General features: G+C 69.2%; 24 protein-coding genes. 12 read left to right on the top strand and 12 right to left on the bottom strand.

Going from position 1 to position 24,716, the window contains the following annotated elements; all coding sequences use genetic code 11:
• Window positions 1-5 precede the first annotated feature (5 nt).
• A complete protein-coding gene (locus MX571_RS22465) occupies window positions 6-137 on the top strand; it encodes a hypothetical protein (RefSeq protein WP_282594491.1) in 132 nt (43 codons plus the stop codon).
• Here the strand turns inward: MX571_RS22465 and MX571_RS13745 are convergent.
• Together MX571_RS13745 and MX571_RS13750 are read right to left on the bottom strand one after the other, a co-directional pair.
• A complete protein-coding gene (locus MX571_RS13745) occupies window positions 134-2,362 on the bottom strand; it encodes a hypothetical protein (RefSeq protein WP_247417716.1) in 2,229 nt (742 codons plus the stop codon). The two genes, MX571_RS22465 and MX571_RS13745, sit on opposite strands and share 4 nt — an antisense overlap.
• A 76-nt stretch (window positions 2,363-2,438) precedes the next feature.
• On the bottom strand, window positions 2,439-3,113 hold the full coding sequence (locus tag MX571_RS13750; RefSeq protein WP_247417720.1) for a hypothetical protein: 675 nt from the start codon (window positions 3,111-3,113) through the stop codon (window positions 2,439-2,441).
• Window positions 3,114-3,265: 152 nt separating this feature from the next.
• Here MX571_RS13750 and MX571_RS13755 point away from each other — a divergent pair, with 152 nt between their 5' ends.
• Window positions 3,266-3,979 carry a VOC family protein gene (locus MX571_RS13755; protein WP_247417723.1) on the top strand — a complete coding sequence of 238 codons (714 nt, stop codon included), beginning with the start codon at window positions 3,266-3,268 and terminating at the stop codon, window positions 3,977-3,979.
• Window positions 3,980-4,022: 43 nt separating this feature from the next.
• On the opposite strand, the gene MX571_RS13760 is transcribed toward MX571_RS13755, so the two are convergent.
• Window positions 4,023-4,316: a DUF5779 family protein gene (locus tag MX571_RS13760; RefSeq protein WP_247417725.1), complete on the bottom strand. Its 294-nt coding sequence runs from the start codon at window positions 4,314-4,316 to the stop codon at window positions 4,023-4,025.
• A gap of 229 nt (window positions 4,317-4,545) precedes the next feature.
• Between MX571_RS13760 and MX571_RS13765 the strand changes: the two genes are divergently transcribed.
• Window positions 4,546-4,971, top strand: a complete 426-nt coding sequence (locus MX571_RS13765; RefSeq protein WP_247417728.1) for an EamA family transporter — start codon at window positions 4,546-4,548, stop codon at window positions 4,969-4,971.
• A 312-nt stretch (window positions 4,972-5,283) separates the two neighbouring features.
• The gene (locus MX571_RS13770) at window positions 5,284-5,910 is read left to right on the top strand and encodes a hypothetical protein (RefSeq protein WP_247417732.1); all 627 of its coding nucleotides are present in this window, start codon (window positions 5,284-5,286) and stop codon (window positions 5,908-5,910) included.
• 173 nt (window positions 5,911-6,083) lie between these two features.
• Here the strand turns inward: MX571_RS13770 and ilvD are convergent, their stop codons facing one another.
• Complete coding sequence (ilvD, locus tag MX571_RS13775; RefSeq protein WP_247417735.1) at window positions 6,084-7,802, bottom strand: dihydroxy-acid dehydratase; 1,719 nt, start codon at window positions 7,800-7,802, stop codon at window positions 6,084-6,086.
• A gap of 351 nt (window positions 7,803-8,153) precedes the next feature.
• On the opposite strand from ilvD, the gene MX571_RS13780 reads away from it, so the two are divergent.
• The 8 genes from MX571_RS13780 to MX571_RS13815 all read left to right on the top strand — a co-directional run bounded on the left by MX571_RS13780 (window position 8,154) and on the right by MX571_RS13815 (window position 16,938).
• Entirely contained in the window at window positions 8,154-9,413 is a 1,260-nt protein-coding gene (locus tag MX571_RS13780; RefSeq protein ID WP_247418499.1) for a LeuA family protein, read from the top strand.
• Window positions 9,414-9,732: 319 nt separating this feature from the next.
• Window positions 9,733-11,586 carry a biosynthetic-type acetolactate synthase large subunit gene (gene ilvB, locus MX571_RS13785; protein WP_247417737.1) on the top strand — a complete coding sequence of 618 codons (1,854 nt, stop codon included), beginning with the start codon at window positions 9,733-9,735 and terminating at the stop codon, window positions 11,584-11,586.
• Window positions 11,583-12,329 carry an acetolactate synthase small subunit gene (gene ilvN / locus MX571_RS13790; RefSeq protein WP_379751883.1) on the top strand — a complete coding sequence of 249 codons (747 nt, stop codon included), beginning with the start codon at window positions 11,583-11,585 and terminating at the stop codon, window positions 12,327-12,329. Before ilvB ends, ilvN begins: the two co-directional genes overlap by 4 nt.
• Window positions 12,322-13,371 carry a ketol-acid reductoisomerase gene (gene ilvC, locus MX571_RS13795; RefSeq protein WP_247417740.1) on the top strand — a complete coding sequence of 350 codons (1,050 nt, stop codon included), beginning with the start codon at window positions 12,322-12,324 and terminating at the stop codon, window positions 13,369-13,371. The genes ilvN and ilvC overlap by 8 nt, the downstream gene beginning before the upstream one ends.
• Window positions 13,372-13,406: 35 nt before the next feature.
• Complete coding sequence (locus tag MX571_RS13800; protein WP_247417743.1) at window positions 13,407-13,775, top strand: DUF7989 family protein; 369 nt, start codon at window positions 13,407-13,409, stop codon at window positions 13,773-13,775.
• A gap of 34 nt (window positions 13,776-13,809) precedes the next feature.
• Window positions 13,810-15,240 carry a 3-isopropylmalate dehydratase large subunit gene (leuC, locus tag MX571_RS13805; protein ID WP_247417747.1) on the top strand — a complete coding sequence of 477 codons (1,431 nt, stop codon included), beginning with the start codon at window positions 13,810-13,812 and terminating at the stop codon, window positions 15,238-15,240.
• A 49-nt stretch (window positions 15,241-15,289) separates the two neighbouring features.
• Window positions 15,290-15,964, top strand: coding sequence for a 3-isopropylmalate dehydratase small subunit (leuD, locus tag MX571_RS13810; protein ID WP_247417749.1), 675 nt, complete (start codon window positions 15,290-15,292; stop codon window positions 15,962-15,964).
• A complete protein-coding gene (locus tag MX571_RS13815) occupies window positions 15,961-16,938 on the top strand; it encodes an isocitrate/isopropylmalate dehydrogenase family protein (protein ID WP_247417750.1) in 978 nt (325 codons plus the stop codon). Before leuD ends, MX571_RS13815 begins: the two co-directional genes overlap by 4 nt.
• Before the next feature lie 9 nt (window positions 16,939-16,947).
• Here the strand turns inward: MX571_RS13815 and MX571_RS13820 are convergent, their stop codons facing one another.
• The 8 genes from MX571_RS13820 to MX571_RS13855 form a co-directional block, all read right to left on the bottom strand.
• Window positions 16,948-17,124: a hypothetical protein gene (locus tag MX571_RS13820; RefSeq protein ID WP_247417752.1), complete on the bottom strand. Its 177-nt coding sequence runs from the start codon at window positions 17,122-17,124 to the stop codon at window positions 16,948-16,950.
• A gap of 49 nt (window positions 17,125-17,173) precedes the next feature.
• Window positions 17,174-17,632 carry a DUF5799 family protein gene (locus tag MX571_RS13825; RefSeq protein WP_247417754.1) on the bottom strand — a complete coding sequence of 153 codons (459 nt, stop codon included), beginning with the start codon at window positions 17,630-17,632 and terminating at the stop codon, window positions 17,174-17,176.
• Window positions 17,633-17,676: 44 nt separating this feature from the next.
• On the bottom strand, window positions 17,677-18,132 hold the full coding sequence (locus MX571_RS13830; protein ID WP_247417756.1) for a DUF7992 family protein: 456 nt from the start codon (window positions 18,130-18,132) through the stop codon (window positions 17,677-17,679).
• 101 nt (window positions 18,133-18,233) lie between these two features.
• On the bottom strand, window positions 18,234-20,606 hold the full coding sequence (locus tag MX571_RS13835; protein ID WP_247417758.1) for a methyl-accepting chemotaxis protein: 2,373 nt from the start codon (window positions 20,604-20,606) through the stop codon (window positions 18,234-18,236).
• A gap of 173 nt (window positions 20,607-20,779) precedes the next feature.
• Window positions 20,780-21,409: a fibrillarin-like rRNA/tRNA 2'-O-methyltransferase gene (locus MX571_RS13840; RefSeq protein WP_247417760.1), complete on the bottom strand. Its 630-nt coding sequence runs from the start codon at window positions 21,407-21,409 to the stop codon at window positions 20,780-20,782.
• Window positions 21,406-22,329 carry an NOP5/NOP56 family protein gene (locus tag MX571_RS13845; protein ID WP_247417762.1) on the bottom strand — a complete coding sequence of 308 codons (924 nt, stop codon included), beginning with the start codon at window positions 22,327-22,329 and terminating at the stop codon, window positions 21,406-21,408. Before MX571_RS13845 ends, MX571_RS13840 begins: the two co-directional genes overlap by 4 nt.
• A 140-nt stretch (window positions 22,330-22,469) precedes the next feature.
• Window positions 22,470-23,294 (bottom strand): alpha/beta fold hydrolase, encoded by an 825-nt coding sequence (locus tag MX571_RS13850; RefSeq protein WP_247417766.1) that lies wholly within the window; start codon window positions 23,292-23,294, stop codon window positions 22,470-22,472.
• 85 nt (window positions 23,295-23,379) lie between these two features.
• Entirely contained in the window at window positions 23,380-24,615 is a 1,236-nt protein-coding gene (locus tag MX571_RS13855; protein ID WP_247417768.1) for a putative manganese transporter, read from the bottom strand.
• Between the last annotated feature and the right edge of the window lie 101 nt (window positions 24,616-24,716).

Raw genomic sequence — 24,716 nt, forward strand, 5'->3', positions numbered from 1 at the left:
ACACGATGGTGGGAGACAGCATGAAGTCGTTCCTCGTGTCGCACCCGAAACTGTTCGAACTCGCGTTCGCGGGGGCTGTGGCCCTTCCGCTCATCGGGGCACAGCTCAACGGTGTCACGGGGAACGCCGGCCCCTAGAACTCGGCGTCGAGTAGTCCGCTGCTCCAGAAACACTCCCCGTCGAGGTAGACGGGACAGGAACTCATCTCCAGGAGCGACCGGAGTTCGCTCCGGCGAATCTCGTAGTCCGGAGTCGTACTCCCGAACAGGAAGCTCTGCGTCAGGCCGTCGAGGACCGGCCGACCGAGACTCCCCATCCCGTAGAGGCGGTTGGGGTACAACTGGAACGACGCGTGGTACGTGACGTCGTCGTCGGCCGCCCGACTGGTCGCAGGCTCGCAGCCGGTCCCGACAGCGTCCCCTGCACCACCGTCCGCCCGTCCGCAGTCGTCACCCGTCTCGTCCGCACGTCCACCGTGGGCGACTCCGCCGTCCGTCCGACCGTCTGCGGGTCGCTCCGCCTGTCGTTCGAGTCGGAGGACGAACGTCACGCCGCCCTCCGACTGGGCGATCTCCGTGTTACCGTCGCCGACGACGAGGTACTGCGCGCCGATGAGGCTCTCGTCGCTGGCGACGTCGAGCGCCGACTGGAGCGGGAACCCGGCGTTCAGCATCCGTGCCAGCATTCGACCGACGGCCGTCGCCCCGGTGTTCACGACGTCGTCGACGGTGACGACGCCGCCGACGGCCCCCGCTTCGATGAGCGCCATCCCCTGCTGGTAGGAGGTACAGGCGTTGAGGAAGAACGCGTCGATACCGACCCCCGCCAGCGCGTTCGCGTCCAGGTGGCCGTCGTGGCAGCGGAACCCTCGCTCGTCGACGTGGCCGATGTAGTGGACGAAGTCCACGTCGGACTGGAAGACTGCGGCGAGGTCGGCGGTTGACGCGTCCCGGTGGACGGTGACGTCGAAGGGCAGCGACTCGCGGGAGCCGTAGACGTCGCTCGCCGTCTGGTGTTCGGAGAGCATCGTCTGGTCGTTGCAGATGACGGCGATGGAGAGGTCGCCGTCCGTCGGTTCCTGGTTCAGTCGGTTGCGGAACGCGGCCGCGCTGACCTTGCTCGCACCGATGGGCACGTCGGGGGCGACCCACGCCTGTTCGAGCGAGTCGGTCCGCTCCGGACGGACGAGGCGCGGCGGCGTCGGTGGCGTCTTCGACCGGGTCGCGCCGTCGCTCATGAACGACTCGATGGCCGCCGACTGCGCCTCTGCGAGCGTTATCTCCCGTGCGTTCGGCGTTCGAATCACCGAGAGGTCGTCGACGAGGTAGGGGAGCGTCTCCAGGTTCGACGGCGTCGGGGCGACGTGGCTCGTCAGTTTCCACGTCGGCATGTGCGGTTCGAGCGACTCGAACGGGACCGCCAGGTACGCCCGTAGCTGTTCGGGGAGCGAGCGGTCGTACGTCGCCGAGAGGTCGAAGGGGAGTTCGGGCTCGACGGCGCTGCGTTCGTGTAGGTCGACGGGGTAGTACCCTTCCGTCCGGACGATACAGTCCAGGAAGTGGACCTGCTTCAGCGTGCGTTCGACGCCCCGTTCGAACCCGTGCGGATCGTCGCTCTCGTCGGGGGTCGCGAGTGCGTGGTCGACGCCGTCGGCGACCAGTCTCGGCTCGGACCCGGCGACCACCTCCGCGCCGAGGTAGTACGCCAGCGGCGCGACGACGTACGACGCCTCCAGCGTGGGCGGTATCTCGATGCGGACGCCGGTGTCCGGGAGGACCAGGCCGTCGGGGACGTCGAGTTCGTCGCCGAGTTCCAGCGCCGGTGGATGTCCGCGCAGCGTCGGGAAGGAGCGCTCGGGGGTCGTCGTCTTCAGCGCCGACCCGAGGTGCGAGACGGCGGTCATCACGTCCGCCGGGTCGGTCGTGGTGGTGATGGTCGCGGCCGGTCGTTCGTGGTACGAGCGGGCACCGACCAGCACCTCGCCCGTCTCGGCCAACGAGATGGACGTCGTGTCGCCGTCCGAGTCGACGGCGAGGGGACCGCGGACGCGGAGGTAGAGTTTGATGGGCGAGCAGAGTTCGACCCCGAACTCGCCCTCGGGGAGGTCGTGGCGCTCGAAGTGGCGGACCTGGTGGATGACCGTCCCGGTGTGGTCCCGGACGTACGTCTCAACTACCTCGGGGAAGGTGAGTTCCGCGACGTCGACGGCCACCGCCGCGTCGACGGGCGCGTCGAACAGGTCTCCGTCGACGGGACGGGGCGACACCTCGCGGTCGGTGAACAGGTCACAGCGCCGACGTTCGATGCTGTCTCGAACGCGGAGTTGCCCCTCCGGCCCCCGTTCGATGGCGACGAAGGTCACCGCGGCCGCCCCCTCCCGCTCGGTACCCCAGACATAGCAAGCAGAGACTGTCGACGTTTCGGCAAAAGTCTTCGGCTCAGTCCAGTAGTCCGCGGAGCATCTGGAAGTACGCCGTCGGAGCACGCCGCCGCGACCCGCCGACTGCGTCCCGAATCGCGCTCGTCGCGCGGTCCATCACGCCCGGGCCGTGACCGACGAGCAGTCGGTCGACGTCGTACGCCGTCAGTTCGCGCGGCGGCGTCATCCGGAGCATCGGGTGGACGCCGACGCGCTCGTCGCCCGCCCGGAAGTACTCGGCTCCCCCCAGCGCTTCGGGGACGACCAGCGTCTTCTCCTCGGGGTGGTAGAGGTACGCCTCGCTCCAGAACGGCGTGTCGTACAGCTGGAACACCTCGTACCCCGTGTCGCCGAGTTCGACGCCGATGTCCTCGACGGGTGCGAGGTAGTTCGGGTCGATGGACTCCATCCACGCCGGTCGATACACGGACACGTCGTGGCGACGGGCGAGCGCGTCGGCGTCGCGGTTGTGTCTGTCGAGGAGGACGACGCAGCCCGCGACGTCGCCGTACTCGTCGAGCAGGTCGTCGAGCCCCTCACAGTCGACCGGGTCGACCAGGTAGAGACCCTCGTCGGTCACGAGCGCGTGACTCGCACGCTCCATCCGTTCGTCGGGGTACGCCAGCCAGCCGACGCCGCCGTCGAACCGGTCTATCTCCGCCATCGTCGTCGCTCCGGACCCTTTCATCGGCATACGGGAATGGAGGGCCGCTCGGCGTATAAACGGTGGCGAGGGGGCAGAAACCCCACCGTTCTCGGCTGGCCAGTGACCCGGTTAGTCTCCTCGGCGTGCCCGGTCGCGCCGTCGGCCCCGTAGTTATTACCACACGGGACCGACCCGCGGGTATGACGTCGCTCCGGTGGCTCGCACTCGAGACGAAGTCCCTCGGCCGGATGGGTGAGTTCTACGACGAGCACCTCGACCTGCCGACCGAACGGGGCGACGAGGGAGAGCTGGTCGCGCAGGTCGGCGACACCGAACTCGTGTTCCGCCGGCCGAGCGGCGTCCCGCGCGGCGGCGTCCACACGCACTACGCCTTCTCGACGCCGTTCGACCGGTACGACGAGTGGTACGACCGCCTCTCCCGGCGGTTCGACCTCTCGGAGTTCACCTTCGGCGACGCGCGGTCGCTGTACTTCTACGACCCCGAGGGCAACTGCGTCGAGATCGGGCAGGTCGAACGCGACTCCTCCTCCCGCGCCGCGACTGACGCTCCCAGCGCGCTCACCGGCATCTTCGAGGTCGTCCTCGAGGTCGCCGACCTCGACCGCGCGGTGGCGTTCTACACCGAACTCGGTCTGGAGGTCGTCGACGAAGGCGAGGAGCGGCGACGCGTCAGGCTCACCGCAGGCCCGTTCGACCTGGAGCTCTGGGAACCACACCTCGGCATCGCCGACGCGCGCGGTGGACTCCACGTCGACCTCGGCGTCGGCGTCGCGGACCCGACCGAGACGGCCCAGCGGCTCCGGAGCCTCGCGGTCGACGTCGCTCCCGTCGACGACGGCGTCCGCGTCCGCGACGCGGACGGTCACTACGTCACGCTCCTCGAAGACGAGTGAGGTCGTCCAGCGACCCGCGGACGCGGTTCAGTCCAGTCGGTCCTCAGTCCAGTCGGTCGGTGTCGATGAGGACGCCGGGTGGCGTGACGATGAGGAACCCCCGGAAGTGGACGAGGTGACCGCCCATGTCCCTGATGTCCCGCGCGAACCCGGAGGCGAGGTCGTTCAGGTCGCCGTCGACGGACAGCACCAGCACTGCACCGTCGCGCACGAGGCGCTGCCACTCCGCCGACCCCGTCTCACCGTCGAGGACGCCGAGAACCACCTCGCCGCTGCCACCCTCCTCGTCCGATATCTCGCGCTCGACCGCACCCAGGTCGAGGTCGAAGCTACCCATGAGCGTCGGTTCGAGAGGTGGGGTAAAAAGTTGCGCTCGTCCGAGGCGAGCCGAGGCGCTCGCTTCGTTCGCACCGCTGTAAATATCACCTGCATCGACAGAATCGTCCCGCAGGTCTCTCGTACTTGCGGAATGTAGCGGTCGCTGTGGTCGAACAGTCAACGGCACGGCGCGATGCAGCACTACCCGGCAAGCACCCACCTCGTACCACAGGTCGTCTCTTCCTGTGATGGATCTCCCCGACGTCGGTCCCGGTGTTCTCTTCGGCGCGATCACGATGGTCGCGTGGGGCGTCTGGTTAGTGCTCGGTAACGCCGCGTCCGAATCTATCGACCCGCGGACCGCCGCCGCTATCTCGTACGTGGTCGCGGCGACCCTCGCCGTCGTCTACGTGCTCGTCTCCGACGCATCGCTCGTCGTCACGCCACGGGGCGGCCTGCTCGCGGTCGTCGCTGGCGTCTTCACCGCGATCGGTCTCGTCTCGACGTACATCGGACTCTCCGTGGGGACGACGACGACCGTCTCGACCGTCGGCGCGATGTACTTCGTCGTCGCGGCGCTCATCGGGATGGCCGTCCTCGGGGACGAACTCACGGCGAGGAAGGTCGCCGGGCTCGCGTTCGCCGCCCTCGGCGTGGCCCTCATCGCTCGATAGCCACCGACCGCTCCGATACGCGCACGCTTCCAGTCTCGCCGGACTCGTCAGCCGTGCGGCAAGTGAGACTCGTCGGAACTGTCATCGACGAGGGAGCCTCGGGTCGACTCCACCTATCTCGGAGAGACCGGTCACGGCAGAAAATTCGCATCACTGCGGACTACTCGGGGGGATACGATTACGAGGATCGTAGATACATATTGTGCACCCAGCAGATTGGGACTATCTCGAAAGTAGATAATACATCAAATAAGGAATTATCTAATATATGATAATTATAAGTCGGTGTGGCCGCACGTACCCGGTAGGGAAATGGACGACAACACAGAGTCCGGACGACGCGACCTTCTCAATAAATCGGTCGGTATCGGCGCCGCAGCGCTCCTCGGTGCCGGTGGCGCACTGACGTTCTCCGATGGAGCACGAGCACAGGCGACGACGAACATCGATATCGCGGACGCGAGCGTCGTCACGAACGACGGCAGCGTCGACGAAGTCTGGATCACGCCGACCGGGAGCATCAACTGGGAGGGGTTCGACAAACCCGTGTCGGTCATCCGGGTGCAGTTCCGCTCGAAGGTCGACGGGCAGACGTCGTTCACCACCGCACTGGACAAGACGTACCCGATCGGGACGAACGGGGGCTCCGGTGGCACGTTCAGCGACGTGAAGTACCCGGAGAACAACGGCAGGGTCGTCCTCTACAGCGGTACCGAGGCCAACGACCTCTTCGGCGTCCCCGAGGACGGCGAGACCCGCACACGAACCGTGACCGTCGAACTCCACATCGAACTCCTCAACGCCGGCAAGCAGCGCGTCACCCCGCCGGAAGCCGCCGAGGTGGTCGTCACCGACACGTTCGAGGCGACGACCACGAACCAGGCCGGGTCTGTCACGACGAACACGAACGCGGACGCCGGGATGAGCGGGGGGTCGTAAACCGGTGAGGCCACAGTAGCGTTCCGGTGAACGCCGTCGGGAGGTACGACCGGGGTAACCCCCGTCGTCTCAGGGGGAGACGGCGGACGCACACCGCGTGACCATCGAACGGTACGACGGTGGTCACCCACGAGTCTCGTATCGCTGTCTCACCGACAGCCGTTGGGCCGGGACTACTCTCGGCGCACGCCCGGATTCGTCACCGCGCCGTCGGCCGCCGAACCGAACGTCGCACCGTACTTCGCCAGCACGCCGTTCGTGTAGTTCGGGTCCGGGCGCTCCCACGCGTCGCGCCGCTCCGCGAGTTCCTCCTCGCTCACGTCGACCGACAGGTCCCGCTCCTCCACGTCGATGGTGACGACGTCGCCGTCTTCGAGCAGGCCGATGGGGCCGCCGACGAACGCCTCCGGCGCGACGTGGCCGATGGAGAACCCGCGGGTGGCCCCGGAGAACCGGCCGTCGGTGAACAGCGCGACGTCCTCGGCGTGGTCCTGGCCGGCGACGGCGGCGGTGACGCCGAGCATCTCGCGCATCCCTGGGCCGCCGCGCGGTCCCTCGTTGCGGATGCAGAGCACGTCGCCGCTCTCGACGTGGCCCTCCTGCACGTAGCGCATCGCCTCCTCCTCCCGCTCGAAGACGCGGACCGGCCCCTCGTGGCGCAGGTCGTCCTTGCCGGTGACCTTGAGGACGGCTCCGTCCGGCGCGAGGTTGCCCGTCAGGATACGGATGGCCCCCTCCTCGGAGAACGGGTCCGAGACCGGGCGAAGGAAGTCAGCATCGGAGCCTTCGCTCCCGTCGACACCGAGATGGTCGAGTTCCGCCGCGACGGTCCGACCGGTGACGGTCATCGCGTCGCCGTCGAGCAGGTCGGCGTCGAGCAGGCGCTTCATCACGACGGGGACCCCGCCCACCTCGTGGAGGTCCTTCATGACGCGCGACCCGCCGGGCTGGAGGTTGGCTATCTTCGGCGTCTCCCGCGATATCTCGTCGAAGCGCTCGATGGAGAGCTCGATGCCCGCCTCCGCGGCGAGCGCGAGCAGGTGGAGGACGGCGTTGGTCGACCCGCCCATCGCCACCTGCAGTCGGATGGCGTTCTCGAACGAGGCCTTCGAAAGGATGTCCGAGGGTTTGCGGTCCTGTTCGACGCAGTCGAGGACGAGTTCGCCCGCGCGGCGCGCGGTGTCGAGACGCTCCTCGCTCTCGGCGAGCGGCGAGGCACTGCCGAGCGGTGCGAGGCCGAGCGCCTCCGACATGGACGCCATCGTGTTCGCGGTGAACATCCCGCCGCAGGAGCCAGCGCCGGGACAGGCGTTGCGCTCCAGGTCGTCGAGTTCCTCGCGGCTCATCTCGCCCGACGCGTACGTCCCGACGCCCTCGAAGACGTTCTGGACGGTCACCTCCCGGCCCTCGTGGTCGCCGGGCAGGATGGACCCGCCGTAGACGAACACCGACGGGAGGTCCGTCCGGATGGCGGCCATCATCATGCCGGGGAGGTTCTTGTCACAGCCAGCGACGGTGACGAGGGCGTCCATCCGCTCGCCGAACGAGACGAGTTCGACGGAGTCGGCGATGATCTCGCGGGAGACGAGGGAGGCCTTCATCCCCTCGGTCCCCATCGAGATGGCGTCGGAGATGGTGATGGTGCCGAACTCGATGGGCATGCCGCCCGTCTCGTCGACGCCCTCGTACGCCGCGTCCGCGACGTCGTCCAGATGGACGTTGCACGGCGTGATGTCCGCCGCCGGGTTGGCGACGCCCACCATCGGCGCGTCGAAGTCGGCGTCGTCGTAGCCCATCGCCCGGAACATCGCGCGGTGCGGCGCGCGCTCCGGTCCCTGCGTCACTTCGGCACTTCGGAGGCGCTTCCCTCCCTCCCCGTTGTCTCCACTCATACCTCCACGTCCGCCCGCGTCGCCTTAACCTCCCGTGGCCGGGCAGGTGTTGCAGTCAGACCGACGCCGGCAGTGGCCCGGGTCGATTCGCGGACCGCCACTCCCGACCATCGGCGACTCGACTCCCGGCGAGCCGTGGGTGCGCCCGAAGCGCGCCCGAGGTGAGACCCCCCGTCGCGGAGCGGGTGTCGCGGCAATCCGTGCGCCGACCGCCGTGGCGTGACACAGGTTATTGGGCGGTATGGTTTCAGGTCGTACAAGGTCGTATTAGGCCGCGCCGTCGTGCGATTCGCCGGAGCGTGTCGGAAATCTGGACACCTGTAACTTTCGCCCCGGGGAGAAGCGTTAATACTGACCGGTCGTTGGCGTGGAGTACAATGTCACACACGACAGAGGGCACGTCGGAGACCCCGGCGGGTCGAGTTCTTCGACGGTACGCTGAGAACTACTGCTGAATTCGACGACGCACGGATTTTCGACACGACGCTGCGCGACGGCGAGCAGTCGCCACGAACCTCGTTCTCGTACGACGACAAGCGCGACATAGCCGCGCTGCTGGACGCGATGGGCGTCCACGTCGTCGAGGCGGGGTTCCCGGTGAACTCCGACGCGGAGTTCGCCGCGGTGCGCGACATCGCCGAGAGCACCACCTCGACGACCTGCGGGCTGGCCCGCGTGGTCGACGAGGACGTGGAGGCCGCACTCGACGCGAACGTGGACATGGTCCACGTGTTCGCCTCGACCAGCGACGTGCAACTGGAGGACTCCATGCACGCGACGCGCGAGGAGGTCGTGGAGCGCTCGGTGGACGCGGTCCAGCGAGTCCGCGACGCGGGGTGCGAGGTGATGTTCTCCCCGATGGACGCCACCCGGACCGACCCCGACTTCCTGCAGGAGGTCGTCGAAGCGGTCTCGGAGGTCGGCGTCGACTGGATCAACATCCCCGACACCTGCGGCGTCGCCACGCCCGCTCGGTTCGCGAAACTGGTCGAGCAGGTCGGCGAGTACACCGACGCGCGCATCGACGTCCACACGCACGACGACTTCGGCCTGGCGAGCGCCAACGCGCTGGCCGGGTTCGAGGCGGGCGCGGCCCAGGCGCAGGTGTCGGTCAACGGCATCGGCGAGCGCGCGGGCAACGCCGCCTTCGAGGAGGTCGTCATGGCCGTCGAGAGCATCCACGGCGTCGACACCGGTATCGACACGACGCGCATCACGGAGCTGGCGCGGATGGTCGAGGAGAAGAGCGGGGTGCCCGTCCCGGCGAACAAGCCGGTCGTCGGCGACAACGCGTTCGCCCACGAGTCGGGCATCCACGCCGCGGGCGTCATCGAGAACGCCGCGACGTTCGAACCCGGCGTGATGACTCCGGAGATGGTCGGCGCGGAACGCGAACTGGTGATGGGCAAACACACCGGCGTCCACTCGGTTCGCGAGCGCCTGCGCGAGGCGGGGTACGACCCGACCGAGGAGCAGGTACGCGCCGTCACCCGGAAGGTGAAGGACCACGGCGCGGAGAAACAGCGCGTCACCGAGGAGCGGGTCCGCGAGTTCGCCGACGAGGTCGGCGTCGAACAGGCCGCAGAGCGAGTCACGGAGGGGTCGCGCTGATGTCCTCCAGCGGCAATCGCCCCGAGGGCGAGCGACCGCGCTCGCGCGGACGGTCCGCGCGAGTGCCGACCGGGGAACGTCGGTCCTCACGTATCGACGTGACCGGCACGGAGCGCGGCGAGACTTGCCCGCCTGCAAACGGTTATGTTCGTGGGGTCGTTCGACCCGGTAATGACGCACACTCGGCTCCCGGAGACGACCGCAGTGAGCGTCGCGCTCGCGATTATTGTAGGGGTCTAGCCCCTACCGCATCCTCTCCTCACCGACCGACCGCACCGCCTTCCGAGCGAGCGACCAGCACGACACCAATCCACGACAGATGAGCGAGCGAACGAGCACCCCGACCAACCCCCGGTATCGAGAGCCGACCGAATCGCCCACCGAGGGGGAACAGACCGAGACAGAGGAATCGAACGAGACGACGCCCGAGTCGGCAGACCAGGCGACCGACGAGGACGAGCAACGACCCGTCACCACGGGCGCGCAGGCGACCATCCGCGCGCTCGAAGCGGCGGGCGTCGAGCACGTCTTCGGCGTGCAGGGCGGGGCCATCATGCCCGTCTACGACGCGCTGTACGACTCCGACATCAGCCACGTCACGATGGCCCACGAGCAGGGCGCGGCCCACGCCGCCGACGCCTACGGTCAGGTGACCGGTCGGCCGGGCATCTGCATGGCGACGTCCGGGCCGGGCGCGACGAACCTCGTCACCGGCATCGCGGACGCGAACATGGACTCGGACCCGGTCGTCGCACTGACGGGCCAGGTCCCGACGAAGTTCGTCGGGAACGACGCGTTCCAGGAGACGGACACCGTCGGCGTCACGCGACCCGTCACGAAGACGAACTACTTCGCTGACGACCCGAACACCGTCGGTGCGACGGTCAGCGACGCCATCGCGTTCGCGGGCACGGGCCGACCCGGCCCGACGCTCGTCGACCTCCCGAAGGACGTGACGACGGGGGAGACGAGCGACGAGGCCGCCAGCCCGACGGCACCCCCCACCGACGAGCCGCCGGCCGCGGAGCAGGAGGCCGTCGAGTCTGCGGCGCGCGCACTCGCGGAGGCCGACCGCCCGCTCATCCTCTCGGGTGGCGGCGTGACGAAGGGCGAGGCGAGCGACGAGGTGCGCGCGTTCGCCACCGAGTTCGGCATCCCCGTCACGACGACGATGCCCGGCATCGGGACGTTCCCGGAGGACCACGACCTCTCGCTGTCGTGGGCCGGGATGCACGGGACGGGCTACGCGAACATGGCCATCAGCCACACCGACTGCCTGCTCGCCATCGGGACGCGCTTCGACGACCGGCTGACGGGCGGTATCGAGACGTTCGCGCCCGACGCGACGGTCGTCCACGTCGACATCGACCCGGCCGAGATATCGAAGAACGTCCACGCCGACCACCCGCTGATCGGCGACGCGGGCACCGTCGTCGAACAGCTCCACGACGCGATGCCCGGCGCGTTCTCCGCGACGGAGCGGAGCGCCGACGACTACGAGTCGTGGTGCGAGACGTGCACCGGGTGGAAGGAGACGTACCGCCAGACGTACGACACGCCCGACGACGAACCGCTCAAACCGCAGTTCGTCGTCGAGGCGACCGACGAACTGACGCCCGACGACACGCTCGTCACGACGGGCGTCGGCCAGCACCAGATGTGGGCCGCGCAGTACTGGACGTACACCGAGCCGCGGACCTACATCTCCTCGCACGGCCTCGGGACGATGGGCTACGGTCTGCCCGCCGCCATCGGGGCGAAGGTGGCCGCCCCGGACCGCGAGGTGGTCTGCTTCGACGGCGACGGGAGCTTCCTGATGACGATGCAGGGGCTGTCGGTCGCGGTGCGCGAGAACCTCGACATCACGGTCGTCGTCCTCAACAACGAGGCCATCGGGATGGTCCGCCAGTGGCAGGACGCGTTCTTCGAGGGGCGCCGGATGGCCTCGGAGTACCCGTGGGTGCCGGACTTCGCGATGCTCGCGGAGGCGTTCGGCGCGAAGGGGTTCACCCTTCGCGAGTACGAGGAGACGGCCGACACCCTCCGCGAGGCCATCGAGTACGACGGCCCGAGCGTCGTCGACGCGTACATCGACCCGGCGGAGAACGTCTTCCCCATCGTCCCGAGCGGCGGCGACAACGCTCGCTTCGCCCTGACGGAGGACCAGCTATGAGCCAGGACGCCACCGACGGGACCGAGGAGTCGGTCGAACGGACCGAAGGGAGCCACAGCGTCGGCCCACATCCGGACGAGCGCGAGCACCCCATGGGGCGTCGCTCCTCGCAGGGCATCCGCATCGACCCGGACGTCGAGGCGACCCACGAGCCACGGCGGACGACCATCTCGGCGCTCGTCCGTCACGAACCGGGCGTGCTCGCGGAGGTGTCCGGCCTCGTCAGTCGACGGCAGTTCAACATCGAGTCGCTGACCGTCGGGTCGACGACGAACCCGGAGACGGCGCGCATCACGCTCGTCATCGACGAGCCCGAACCCGGCGTCCGACAGGTCGAGCGCCAGCTGGCGAAGCTCCGGCACGTCATCTCCGTGGGCGAACTCGACGGCGACGCGGTCCGACGCGAACTCGTCGTCCTGAAGGTCCACGGCGACCGACCGGCGCAGGTCCAGGCGGTCACCGAGATGTACGACGGGAAGACCCTGGACGCCGGGCCGCGGACCATCACGGTCGAGATCACCGGCGACGAGCAGACCGTCGACGACGCCATCGACGCGTTCCGGCAGTTCGGCATCCGCGAACTCGCCCGGACCGGCCACACCGCGCTCGCACGCGGCGAGACGTGGACGACGCCCGACGAACAGGAGCGGTACGAACGACTCCACGGCACCGGGGACGGGGAGTCCGCCAGCGACGAGGCCGCCACGACCAGCGCCCCGGCGAACTTTTCAGACGATGACTGACAACCAGATCTACTACGACGACGACGCAGCGTACGAGAACATCGAGGAGAAGACCGTCGCGGTCCTCGGCTACGGGAGCCAGGGCCACGCGCACGCGCTCAACCTCGCGGACAGTGCCATCGACGTCGTCGTCGGCCTGCGCGAGGAGTCCAGTTCCCGCGACGCAGCCCAGGAGGACGGTCTCCGGGTGGCGACGCCGACCGAGGCCGCGAAGGAGGCGGACATCGTCTCGATGCTCGTCCCCGACACCGTCCAGCCGGACGTGTTCGCGGCCATCGAACCCCACCTGGAGGCGGGGAACACGCTCCAGTTCGCCCACGGGTTCAACGTCCACTACGGGCAGATAGAGCCCCCCGAGGGCGTCGACGTGACGATGATCGCCCCGAAGTCGCCGGGCCACCTCGTCCGGCGGAACTTCGAGGCGGGCGAGGGGACGCCCGGCCTGCTCGCCATCTACCGCGACGAGTCCGGCGAGGCGAAAGACGAGGCGCTCGCGTACGCGCAGGCCATCGGCTGCACTCGCGCCGGCGTGGTCGAGACCACGTTCCGCGAGGAGACCGAGACGGACCTGTTCGGCGAGCAGGCGGTGCTCTGTGGCGGCGTCACCGAACTCATCAAGGCCGGCTACGAGACGCTCGTCGACGCGGGGTACAGCCCCGAAATGGCGTACTTCGAGTGCATGAACGAGATGAAGCTCATCGTCGACCTGCTGTACGAGGGCGGCCTCGGCGAGATGTGGGACTCGGTGAGCGACACCGCCGAGTACGGCGGCCTGACCCGCGGTGAGGTCGTCGTCGACGACCACGCCCGCGAGCAGATGGAGACCGTGCTGGAGCAGGTTCAGAACGGCGAGTTCGCCCGCGAGTGGATCAACGAGAACCAGGCCGGACGGCCCGCCTACAAGCAGCGTCGCGGTGCCGAGCAGGCCCACGACATCGAGGCGGTGGGCGAGGAACTCCGCGGCCTGTTCGCGTGGGGCGAAGCAGCCGGAGAGGAGAGCGAGGACGAGGCGGCCGCGCCGGAAGCGCCGGCGAACGACTGACGACCAGCGAGACAGACGACCCCGACCCAACTACGATGCCCGAGCACACCACACGAGACGGACGAGAGACGGACCGAGCGGAGAACCGACGACCCGACGACGAGCGACCGACGCTCGCGGACTGCGACCACACCAACCCGTTTACCGGCGAGAGCTTCGGTGACGCGATGGTGTACCACCGCGGCCCAGTCGTCGCCGCCGACGGTGGCGAGGCGGAGGTGACCGAACGAGCGGACGCAGAGAGCGCGGACGCCGAGCAGTCGACCGGCACAGCGGAGGGGGACACCGGCCCCGAGGACGAGGAGACGCTCGGCGACATCGACCACACGCCGCCGCGGGACGCCGAGGACGCGAACCGCGTCTACGAACGCGGCGGTGAGACACCGGACGACGACGACGTATGACCAGTACCGAGACCGCCCATCGGGGAGACCGGAGATGAGCGACCGAACGCTGTACGACCACGTGTGGGACCGCCACCGGGTGCGCACGCTCCCGTCGGGACAGGACCAGCTGTTCGTCGGCTTGCACCTCGTCCACGAGGTGACGAGTCCGCAGGCGTTCGGCATGCTCGAGGAGCGCGGCCTCTCCGTGGCTCGCCCCGACCTGACGCACGCGACGGCGGACCACATCGTTCCGACCGACGACCGTACCCGACCGTACGCCGACGAGGCGGCCGAGTCGATGATGAGCGAACTGGAGGCGAACGTCGGCGGGTCGGACATCCCGTTCCACCACCCCGACACCGGTCGGCAGGGCATCGTCCACGTCGTCGGCCCCGAACAGGGACTCACCCAGCCGGGGATGACCGTCGTCTGCGGCGATTCACACACCGCCACGCACGGCGCGTTCGGCGCGCTGGCGTTCGGTATCGGCACCTCCCAGATTCGTGACGTGCTCGCCACCCAGACCATCGCGATGGAGAAGAAGGACGTCCGGCGCATCGAGGTGACGGGCGAACTCGGCGAGAGCGTCACCGCGAAGGACGTCGTCCTCAGCATCATCCGTGAACTGGGCACCGACGGCGGCGTCGGCTACGTCTACGAGTACGGCGGTCCCGTCGTCGAGTCGCTGGACATGCCCGGTCGGATGACCATCTGCAACATGTCCATCGAGGGCGGCGCTCGCGCGGGCTACGTCAACCCCGACGAGACCACCTACGAGTGGCTCCGCGACACCGACGCCTTCGCCGACGACCCGGAGCGCTTCGACGAACTAAGGGAGTACTGGGAGTCCATCCGGTCGGCCGAGGACGCCGAGTACGACGACGTGGTCACCATCGACGGGAGCGCCCTCGAACCGGTCGTGACGTGGGGAACGACGCCGGGACAGGTCGTCGGCATCACCGAACCCGTCCCGGACCCCGAGTCGTTGCCCGAGGGCCGACGAGACGTCGCGCGCCGCGCCCAGGAGCACACGGGCGTCACGCCCGGCGAGTCGATGGACGGCTACGCCATCGACGTCGCGTTCCTCGGGTCGTGTACGAACGCGCGGCTCTCGGACCTCCGGGACGCGGCGCGGGTCGTCGCGGGCCGGGAGATCCACCCCGACGTGCGCGGTCTGGTCGTCCCCGGCAGCCAGCGGGTCGCCGCGGCAGCAGAGGCCGAGGGCCTCGACGAGACGTTCACGCAGGCCGGTTTCGAGTGGCGCGCGCCCGGCTGTTCGATGTGTCTCGGGATGAACTCGGACCAGCTCGTCGGCGACGAGGTGTGTGCGTCCTCGTCGAACCGGAACTTCGTCGGTCGGCAGGGCTCGAAGGAGGGTCGCACCGTGCTGATGAGTCCGCGGATGGTCGCCGCCGCCGCCGTCTCCGGCGAGGTGACGGACGTGCGCGACCTGCCGCCCGCGGAGGAGGAGGTGGTCGCGTGAGGGACGACGAACGCGACTACGCCGGAGCCGTCGCTCCGGAGGTAGTGGTATGAGCCACCGACCGGAGACCGGCGCGTCCGGCGACGACGACGTCCCGGACACGCCACCCGTCCAGCACGTCGAGGGGACCGGTATCGCGGTCCGCGGCGACGACATCGACACCGACCAGATACTCCCCGCGCGGTTCCTCAAGGTGCTCACCTTCGAGGGGCTGGGCGAGTACTCGTTCTTCGACCAGCGCTTCGAGACGGTCGAGACCGAGGACGGCGAGGAGGAGGTCGAGACCGACCACCCGTTCAACGACCGCGCACACCGCGACGCCTCGGTGCTGGTCGTCGGGAGCAACTTCGGCTGCGGCTCCTCGCGCGAGCACGCCCCGCAGGCGCTCCAGCGCTGGGGCATCGACGCGGTGGTCGGCGAGTCGTTCGCCGAGATCTTCGCGGGCAACTGCCTCGCGCTCGGCGTCCCGACGGTGACGCTCGACGAGGACGAGATCGAGTCGCTCCAGTCGTTCGTCGAGGCGCATCCCGACGCCGAGATAGCGGTCGACGTCGCCGAGCAGACGGTCAGCTACGGCGGTGAGACCGTCCAGGCGAGCGTCGACGACATGCAGCGCCACGCGCTCGTCGAGGGCCAGTGGGACACGACGGCGCAGCTGGCGTCGGTCCCCGAACAAATCGCCGAGACGGGGCGGAGCCTGCCGTACGTCGGAGGCGACCGGTGAGCCACGAGATTGCCGTCCTCCCCGGCGACGGCATCGGCCGGGAGGTGACGCCCGCCGCCGTCGACGTGCTGGACGCGCTCGACGTCGAGTTCGGCTTCGCGGACTGTGAGGCCGGCGACGCGGTGGCCGAGGAGCAGGGCACGCCGCTCCCCGAGGAGACCGTCGAGACCGTTCGGGAGGCCGACGCGACGCTGTTCGGCGCGGTCGGCGAGACGGCCGCCGACGTCATCCTCCCGCTCCGTGACGTGGTCGGGAGCTACGCCAACGTCCGTCCCGCACGGGCGTACCCCGGCGTCGACGCGCTCCAGCCGGAGACGGACCTCGTGTTCGTCCGCGAGAACACCGAGGGCGTCTACTCGGGCATCGAGAACGAGATCGCGCCGGGCGTGACGACGCTCACGCGAGTCGTCACCGACGACGCCTCGCGGCGCATCGCCGAGTTCGCGTTCGACTACGCCGAGGAACGCGGCAGCGACGTCACCGTCGCCCACAAGTCGAACGTGATGCGCGTCACCGACGGCCAGTATCTGGAGTCCGTTCGAGCGGTCGGCGACGAACGCGGCGAGGAGTACGACGAGGCGCTGATGGACGCGCTGGCGATGCACCTCGTCCTCCGCCCCGAGGAGTACGACGTGGTTTGCTGTCCGAACCTCGCGGGCGACGTGCTGAGCGACCTCGCCGCGGGCCTCGTCGGCGGCCTCGGCCTGCTACCCAGCGCGAACGTCGGCGACGACAACGCGCTGTTCGAACCGGTCCACGGGAGCGCCCCCGACATCGCCGGGCAGGGCGTCGCCAACCCCGCCGCGGCGATACTGTCGGCGGCGATGCTGCTGGAGTGGCTCGGCGAGGACGAGGCGGGCGAGCAGGTTCGAACGGCGGTCGAGGGCGTCCTCAGCGACGGCCCCCGGACGCCGGACCTCGGCGGCGACGCCTCGACGGACGACGTGACCGAAGCCGTCGTCGACCGTCTCTGAACCGCCGAGTCAGCTCTCGCCGAGCACTCCGTTCAGTCGAGCGATACCGTATCCAGAGAGTTCGATGCCGAGCGCGGCGTACGAGAACAGGGAGGAGTAGTCGTGACTCGTCGCGTTCCCGGTAGCGAACGGGATACCCGAGACGGCGAGCAGGATGCCGACGAGCAACCAATCCTGTGCGGCCAAACCGCGACGTTCGTGAGCGCCGACGAGTCGCGACTGGTCCGGGGGTCGGTCAGTTACCGTGCTCTTCCTCGGCGGCCGCCGCGCGGATCTCCTCCCAGCGGCCACTGTTCTCCAGTCGCTCCTGCAGGCGCGTCGTGTACTCGTCGACGAGTCGCTCGGCCGTCTCGATGCGCTCGGCGTCGTCGGGTCCGTCGTCACCGCTCATGCCGAACGCGTCCTTGATGGAGCCGAACAGGCCACCCGAGGACCCACCGTCGCTGGCACTCCCACCACCGGCGTTCGGCTGTTCGGAGGCGATGCGGTCCATCTCCGGGACGACCGACTCCAGTTTCGAGGTGTCGCCGACGAGTCGGGCCGCCTCCGGGTCGTCGACGTCCGCGACCCGGAACTCGGTGGCGGTCATCACGAGGTTCCACTCCTGGTTGGAGAGCGACGACTGGGCGACCCGGTCGCCGAACTCCCGGTCGACGGCCATCCGCGACCCGACGAGACGGTCTGTCCACGACATACTACCCTCGTCACCGTCGCGGGGCGTAACTCTTCGCCCGCCGGTCAGAAGTCTGGGAGGTCGTCCGGCGCCTCGTAGTCGGACTCCCAGTCGATGTACTCGTCCTTCAGGACGTCGCAGACGACCTGTCCGAGTTCGGTCAGCGCCGCGTTGATGCCCGACACCCGCGCCCAGGAGTCGAGGTTCGGGTGCAGGTCCCGCTCCTTCCAGTCCTCGGGGAGTCCGGGTGCGTGGTACCCGACCCGCTCGGCGAAGGCGTCCCAGAAGAAGTCGTACTCCGCGACGAGGCCGAGATCACGGACGATGTCCCACTCCGGTTCGCCGAGGTCGGTGTGCTCGCTCCACTCGCCGAACGCCCGCTCCCACGCGCCGTCGTGGAGGTACTCGTCGAGTTCCTCGCGGCGATAGTCGTCGCCCATCACGTCGGCGTCCTCGTACTCGTCGGGGTCGAACGCGGGCGAGAGGGCGGGTGGGTCCGGCGGCGAGACGTCGAGGCTCATGGCGGTCGATACGTCGGGCGTGGGGAAAAACGTGCGCCGAGCGGCCGGCGAACGGCGAAAACGAGTGGCTTCGAGGTCGGAACCGAGGGCGTTCGTCTCGCTCAGCGCCGGCCGTCGATGGAGCGGTTCCGGGCGGCGTTCGACGGCTCACGACCACCGTCGGCCATCGCCGTCCCAGCAGTCCCGTCCGTGTCCCTCGTCGCTCCGCCGTCACGCTCGCCGTCGGCCTCGCGAACCTCGAAGGTCGACACCTGCTCGCGGAGGTCGTCGGCGAGCGTCGAGACGTGCTGGACGTTGTTCGACACGCTCGAGAGCGACGCGGTCTGCTCTTCGGTCGCCGCCGAGACGTTGCTCGCCTCCGCGGCCGTCTCTTCGCTGACGCTGGCGACCTCGTTGACCACGGAGACGACCTCCTCGGCGGTGACGGCCTGGTCGTCGGTCGCGTCACTGATCTCCCGGATGCCGTCCTCGGCCTCGCCGACGGCCGTCGCGATCTCGTCGAACATGTCGATGGCCTCCCCGATGGTCTGGGAGCCCCTGTCGACGCGCTCGTTCATCTCCTGGATGCCGTCGACGGTCTCGGTCGTCGTCGCCTGCACCTCCTCGATGCGGCGCTCTATCTGTCCGGTCGCCTCGCCCGCCTCCTCGGCGAGGCTCTTGATCTCGCTCGCGACGACCGCGAACCCCTCGCCGGCCTCGCCGGCGCGGGCGGCCTCGATGGAGGCGTTGAGCGCCAGCAGGTTCGTCTGCTCGGCGATATCGGTGATCATCTCGACGATCTCCCCGATCTGTTCGACCTCCTCGTCGAGGGACTGCACCTTCGACGTGGCGCGGTCGGCCTGCGACTCGATGGCGTGGATCTCCTCGGTCGCCTCGGCGGCGTACTCGCGACCGGTCTCTCCCTGCTCGGCGGCCGTCGAGGCCGTCGCCGCGACCTCCTCGGTCGAGGCGGCGATCTCCTCGACCGTCGCGGCCATGTCGTTCATCTCGTTGGACACCTGGTGGAGGTTCTCGGACTGCTCCTCTGCACCCTGCGATATCTCGACGACGGAGCCCGCGACCTCCTCGCTCGCGGTCTCTATCTCCTCGGTACTCGCGGCGGCGTCCTGACTCGACCCGGCCACCTCGTCGGCGACCTCCTGCACCGCGTGGATGCTGGCACTCAACTGCTGGATACTCTCGTCGAGGTTCGTCATCACCGTGCCGTACGTGCCGGGGTGGTCCGTGTCGAGGCGCTGGTCGAGGCGGCCCTGCTTCAGGGCCTCGCTCGCGGCGGATATCTGCTCGAAGCTGGCCGACAGCCGAGCGGTTCCCGTCGCGAGGTCGGCGAGCACGGCACCGTACTGACCGGGTCGGTCGGTGTCAACGTCGTCGTTCAGGCGACCGGACTGGAGGTCGTCGCTGACGCTCCGAATCTCCGCGAAGCTTCCGTTGAGCTGTTCGATTCCGGCGTCGAGGTTCGTCATCACGGCACCGTACTGACCGGGTCGGTCGGTGTCCACGTCGTCGTCGAGACGACCGGCCTGCAGGTCGTCGCTCACGGCCGTGATGTCGGCGAAGCTCCCCCGGAGCTGGCCGACGCCGTCGTCGAGGTTCGTCATGACCGCACCGTACGTGCCGGGGTGGTTCGTGTCGAACGACTGGTCGAACTCGCCCTCCTTGAGACCGCGGCTCACGCCGTCGAGGTCCGTGAACACCGCTCGCAGGTTCCCCTGCATCCGGTTGAACGCGTCGACCATCCGGCCGATCTCGTCGTCCTCGACGTGGTCGTCGAGTTCGGTGTCGAGCGACCCCTCGCTCGCGGCGACCGCAGCCTCCGAGAGCTGTTCGATGGGCGTCGTGATGCGTCGGGCGACGAAGAGCCCGATTCCGAGCGCGGCCACGAACGACGCGATGGAGATGCCGACGACCAGCAGTTCGGTCAGCTGTGCGTTCGCGTCGGCGGCCGCCGTCTGTTCCTCGAGGTCCGTGCCCGCCGACTCCTCGATGGAGTGGGCTCGCTCCTCGATACCGGCCTGGACGCCCTCCATCTCGTCGGCCTTCTCGGCGGCCAGGTCGGCGTTACCCGCCTGCTTCGCCTCGAAGAACTCCGTCGCGAGCGTGGCGTACTCCGTCTGCAGGGAGCGAATCTCGGCGAGGTCCGCAGCCTGCGCGTCGCTCAGGTGGGTCCCCTCCAGCGCCGTGGCTCTGCTCTCGAACTGTTCGCTGGCCGTCTCGAAGTCGGCTTCGGCTCCCGAATCGCCGAGCTCTGCGGCCTGTACCGCCTCGTGTTGGCCCTTCGTCGCGACAATGAGCTCCGCGGCGTGGTCCATCTTCTTCCCGTCTTCGGCCACCCTGTGAACCTCCCCGTCGATGGTGGTGACACCGTAGTAGCCGACGACACCCGTCAAACCGGTCAACAGCGCGATGAGGACGAACGCGAGTATCAGCTTCGGCTTGAGGTCGTACCTGTCGATCGTAATCCGCTCTAGCATTACTGTAACCGCGGATTAGTTCCTCGACGTATAACCGCATCTTCCCAAAAATCAAAACAAATATGCACGTCTATCCGATTATTTATGATACATTTCCGGTTATTGGATTATCAACCCGCCTCATAAGCGAGGTGGGCGAACAGTAGGCCCCTCTTGCCGTTCTCGCCGGCCGACTACGCCGGCCGCGCCACCACCGCGAGGTGGTCCTCGTGGTAGGGGTCGAGCGGGGTCGTCTCCAGCACGTCGTACCCCTCCAGGGCGTCGAGGGCGGCGTCAAACACGTCCCCGGGGTCGGCGGTCACGTCCTCCGAGCGAGCCTTCACGACCGCCAGGAGGCGGCCGTCCTCCCGGAGGAACCGTCGGTTGCGGTTCGCCACCTCCGCCTGCCCGCGGGTCGCCACGTCCTGTACCAGCACGTCGACCGGTTCGACGACGTGAGCGTAGGTCTCTGGCTTGCGAGCGTCCTTGAGCAGCGGGAAGAGGTTCTCGCGCGCCTCTGCGACCGGGAGCAGGTCGCGGGTCGGGCGCGGCGCGAACTCGACGGCGTAGGTCGGCCCGGCGAAGTCGGCGACGTGGCTGACCGTCGTCCCGGACGCCGCACCGAGGTAGAGCACCGACTCGCCGCCCGAGAGACCGGTGTCCATCCCCAGTGCGAGCATCGCACCGAGTTTCGACCGGCCGGCGTCCCAGACGCGCCACTCGCCCTCGGTCGGTTCGCCGTAGACGGGGTCGCCGCGCGTCGCGAGACGCTCCCGACCGTCGAACTGGCGACGCTCGACGCCGTCGGGGAGGTCGGGAGTCATCCGTCCTCACCCGACTCGCTGGACGCGCCGTCGGCGTCCGGGGCGCCGTCCTCGGGGTTGTCGTCGCGTTCGCCGGGAGCGGGGTCACCGGTCCGGGCGCGAATCGTCGCGATGCGGTCGTCGAGCTGGTCCTGCAGTTCGGGGCGCAGGTCACCCGAGTAGTGGTCGACGCGGGCGGCGATGGAGAGCTTCCCGGCGAGGGCGCGCGCCGCCGACCCGCGCTCGTCGGGGTCGGTGTTCCGGACGTAGTCGTGGACGTAGATGACGCCGTGTTTCGGGGAGGTGGCGCGACCCCGGAGGTGGGCGAACAGCGCGTCCTCCGCGCCGAGCACCTGCACCGTCCCGGAGGGCTTCTTCGCCAGCGACTCCAGTCCCCCCGCGAGCGCGACGAGGCGAGCGGCCAGCACCGGCCCCGCCATCGACGAGAGGTTCGGGGCGACGTCGGGTGCGGTGCGCTCGACGAACGCCCGAAGGTCGTCGCGCTCGTCGGTCAGGTCGACGACGCGCCGGGCGAGCGAGACGACGCGCTCCTCGGCGGGGTCGCTCGGCGCTCGCTCGGCGAGTTCGCGAGCCCCATCGACGCCCGTCCCGGCGTCCTCGAAGCGAGTCCCCGCCCACTCCGCGAGGCGCTCGGCGAGTTCGTTCGCCACGCGCTCCGTGTCGTCCATCGACCGCACCGCGTGGACGAGTTGTCGGTCGCCGGCCGTCTGGGCCTCCTCGACGGCCGCTCGGGTCGCCGCCAGCGTCGCCTCGCGCAGTCGGTCGTAGTACTCGTCGGTGTCGGCGGCGAACCCCGACCCGACCGCCAGCGCGGGCCACTCGCGGGGGGTCTCGCACGTCCCGTCGCGGACGCGGTCGGCGGCCCCCTCGACGTCGTCGGGGGGCAGCCCCGCGAACCAGGCTCCCTCGGTGTCGCTCATGCCCTCGCCTTCCCACCGGGGTCGTATATCCGTCCCGGTACGGGGAGTCGGTACGGTGGTTCCGGACCTCCTCGACCCGCCGAGGCCGGGTCGGAAGGGTGTCGAGTCGTCCCGTGGGTTTCGAGACGGCCCGCAGCGCGTCAGTCGCAGAGGAACTCGAGCATCGGTTCGTCGAAGCGCTCGCCCGCACAGACCACGGCCTCGTGGCCGAGTCCGTCGAGTCGGTGGAACGGCGCGTCGAGCAGTTCGCCCGTCCGTCGGAACTCCCCCGTCGTGAAGAACGGGTCCTCCGTCCCGCCGACGACGAGCGTCGGCAGCGGTGGGGCGCGCTCGCTGGCGTCGTGGGCCAGACAGGCGTCGACGGCGGGCGCGAAGTCGACTCCCGCCGGGGGGTAGGAGACGAATGCGTCGTAGGGGTAGGTCGCCGCGCGCATCGCTCGTCGGAGGGGGCCGACCGCCACGGCGTCGCAGCCAGCGCGGTAGATGCGGCCCCACTCGCCCGCGTCGGCCCAGTCGCGCCACTCGCGGATTCGCGCCCGGCCGTGGTCGGAGAGGCGGGCGGCGGCCAGGCCGAGGACGAGTCGCCGGACGCGGTCGGGGTGGTCGACCGCGCAGTGGTTGGCGACGAACCCGCCCATCGAGACGCCGAGCAGGTCGGCCGGTCGGTCGAACCCGTCGAGGAACGCCGCGAGGTCGTGGCCCATGTCGCGTGTCGTGTCGTCGGCGGGGCGGCCGACGGGCCGACTCGTCAGGTACACCGGACCGGGGTAGCCCCGGCGACGGAGTCGGACGCCGTAGGTGGCGACCACGCCCGAGAACCAGAGCGCGTCGGTGACGCGCAGCAGCGGGTCGTTGAGTCCCGTGACGAGGACGAGCGGTGTCTCGCCGCTCGCCTCGGCGGGTGGCCCGACCCGGACGAACGGGTGGGAGGCGCGCTCGCCGAGTGCGATGCGGGGACCGGTCATTGGGGAGCGAAGGGAGCGCGTCGAGAAAAGCCGCGGTGGTTCGGGGTCGATGGCGGTGGTGACGGGAGGACGAGGGCAGGGCCGCTCAGAGCACGCCGAAGCCGAACAGCGGCCCCACGGTGAGGTGGACCGCGACGCCGACGACGAGCGCCGGAACCGTCGTGTAGATGGACGCGACGACCGCGGCCGTCTTGTCGATGGCGATGAGCGGGAACAGCGCGTCGCCGTCCTGGCTGATGGCGTTCGCGGTGAGCGTGGAGAACGGAATCGCTCCCTCCGCGTACGCCGTGGCGAGCACGATCTGCGGGCCACAGCCGGGAATCAGGCCGACGACGGCACCGGCGATGGGCGCGAGGATGCCTGCGGCCGCGGCGATTGCCGCGATGTCGATGCTGAACAGCGCGACCGGGTACTCGTACAGCAGGTAGGCGACGATGACCCAGACCGTGACGAACGACGTCTCCATCGCGGCGTGGGTGAACGTCTCGCGCAGACTGGCGAACGTGTCCCGTCCGTGCCCGACGTGGCCGTGACCGACGTAGCGCCGCCCGACGAGGTAGAGGTAGAACGACAGGGCGGTGCCGGTGATGCCCGCGACGGTGAACACGCCCGCGTAGCTGACGCCGAGTTCGATGGCGACCTCCGGTGCGCCGCGCAGGAGGTAGAGGACGCCCGCGACCAGTCCGACGGCCGCGGCGACCCACCAGAGCGCGAGCGCGCCCTCCGAGAGCCGACGCATGACGGGCGAGTCGCGGGTCGGCGCTTCTAGCTCGTGGCCCGTCTCGTCCTCGTAGTGGTGGACGTGGCTCCCGCCGGGGGCGGCGAGTCCGCCGTTCTGCACGACACCACCGTCCGTCGCGACGCCGCCGATGCGGCGCACGGCACGGTCGACGCGGCCGACGCCCAGACCGAAGCCGTCGATGGCGTAGCCGAACAGCACCGCCGAGGCGAACGCCAGCAGGTAGGCGTACAGCGCCGCCTCGGGAGCGAGCGCGAGGATGACGAACGCGCTGTCGCCGGCCGTCGCGGCGAGCGTGGCGACGACGGTACCGAACGACACCGTCCCGCGGAGGTACAGCGGCATCATCACGATAGCGCCGCCACAGCCGGGAGTCAGCCCCATCAGCGCGCCGACGAGCGGCTGGGCGCGCTCTCGCTCTTCGAGCCACCGGATGAGTTTCCCGTCGGTCCTGTACTGGACGTAGCTGAACAGCAGCACCGTCACGGCGACGAACGCGCTGACCTGCACGAACCCGTCGCGGACCGACGCGACGAATATCTCGGTCAACTGTGAGAGAGGGACGCCGAGAACGTCAGCCATTCTCGGCCACCCTCCGAACGTAGATTAGACGCATCTAATTCTATAGTTCGTCCCATGCGACTTATAGTTGGTGTCGTCGCATAGCGTGCGGGAACGGTCAC

The organism is Halomarina salina (assembly GCF_023074835.1).
GTDB classification, from domain to species: Archaea; Halobacteriota; Halobacteria; order Halobacteriales; family Haloarculaceae; genus Halomarina; species Halomarina salina.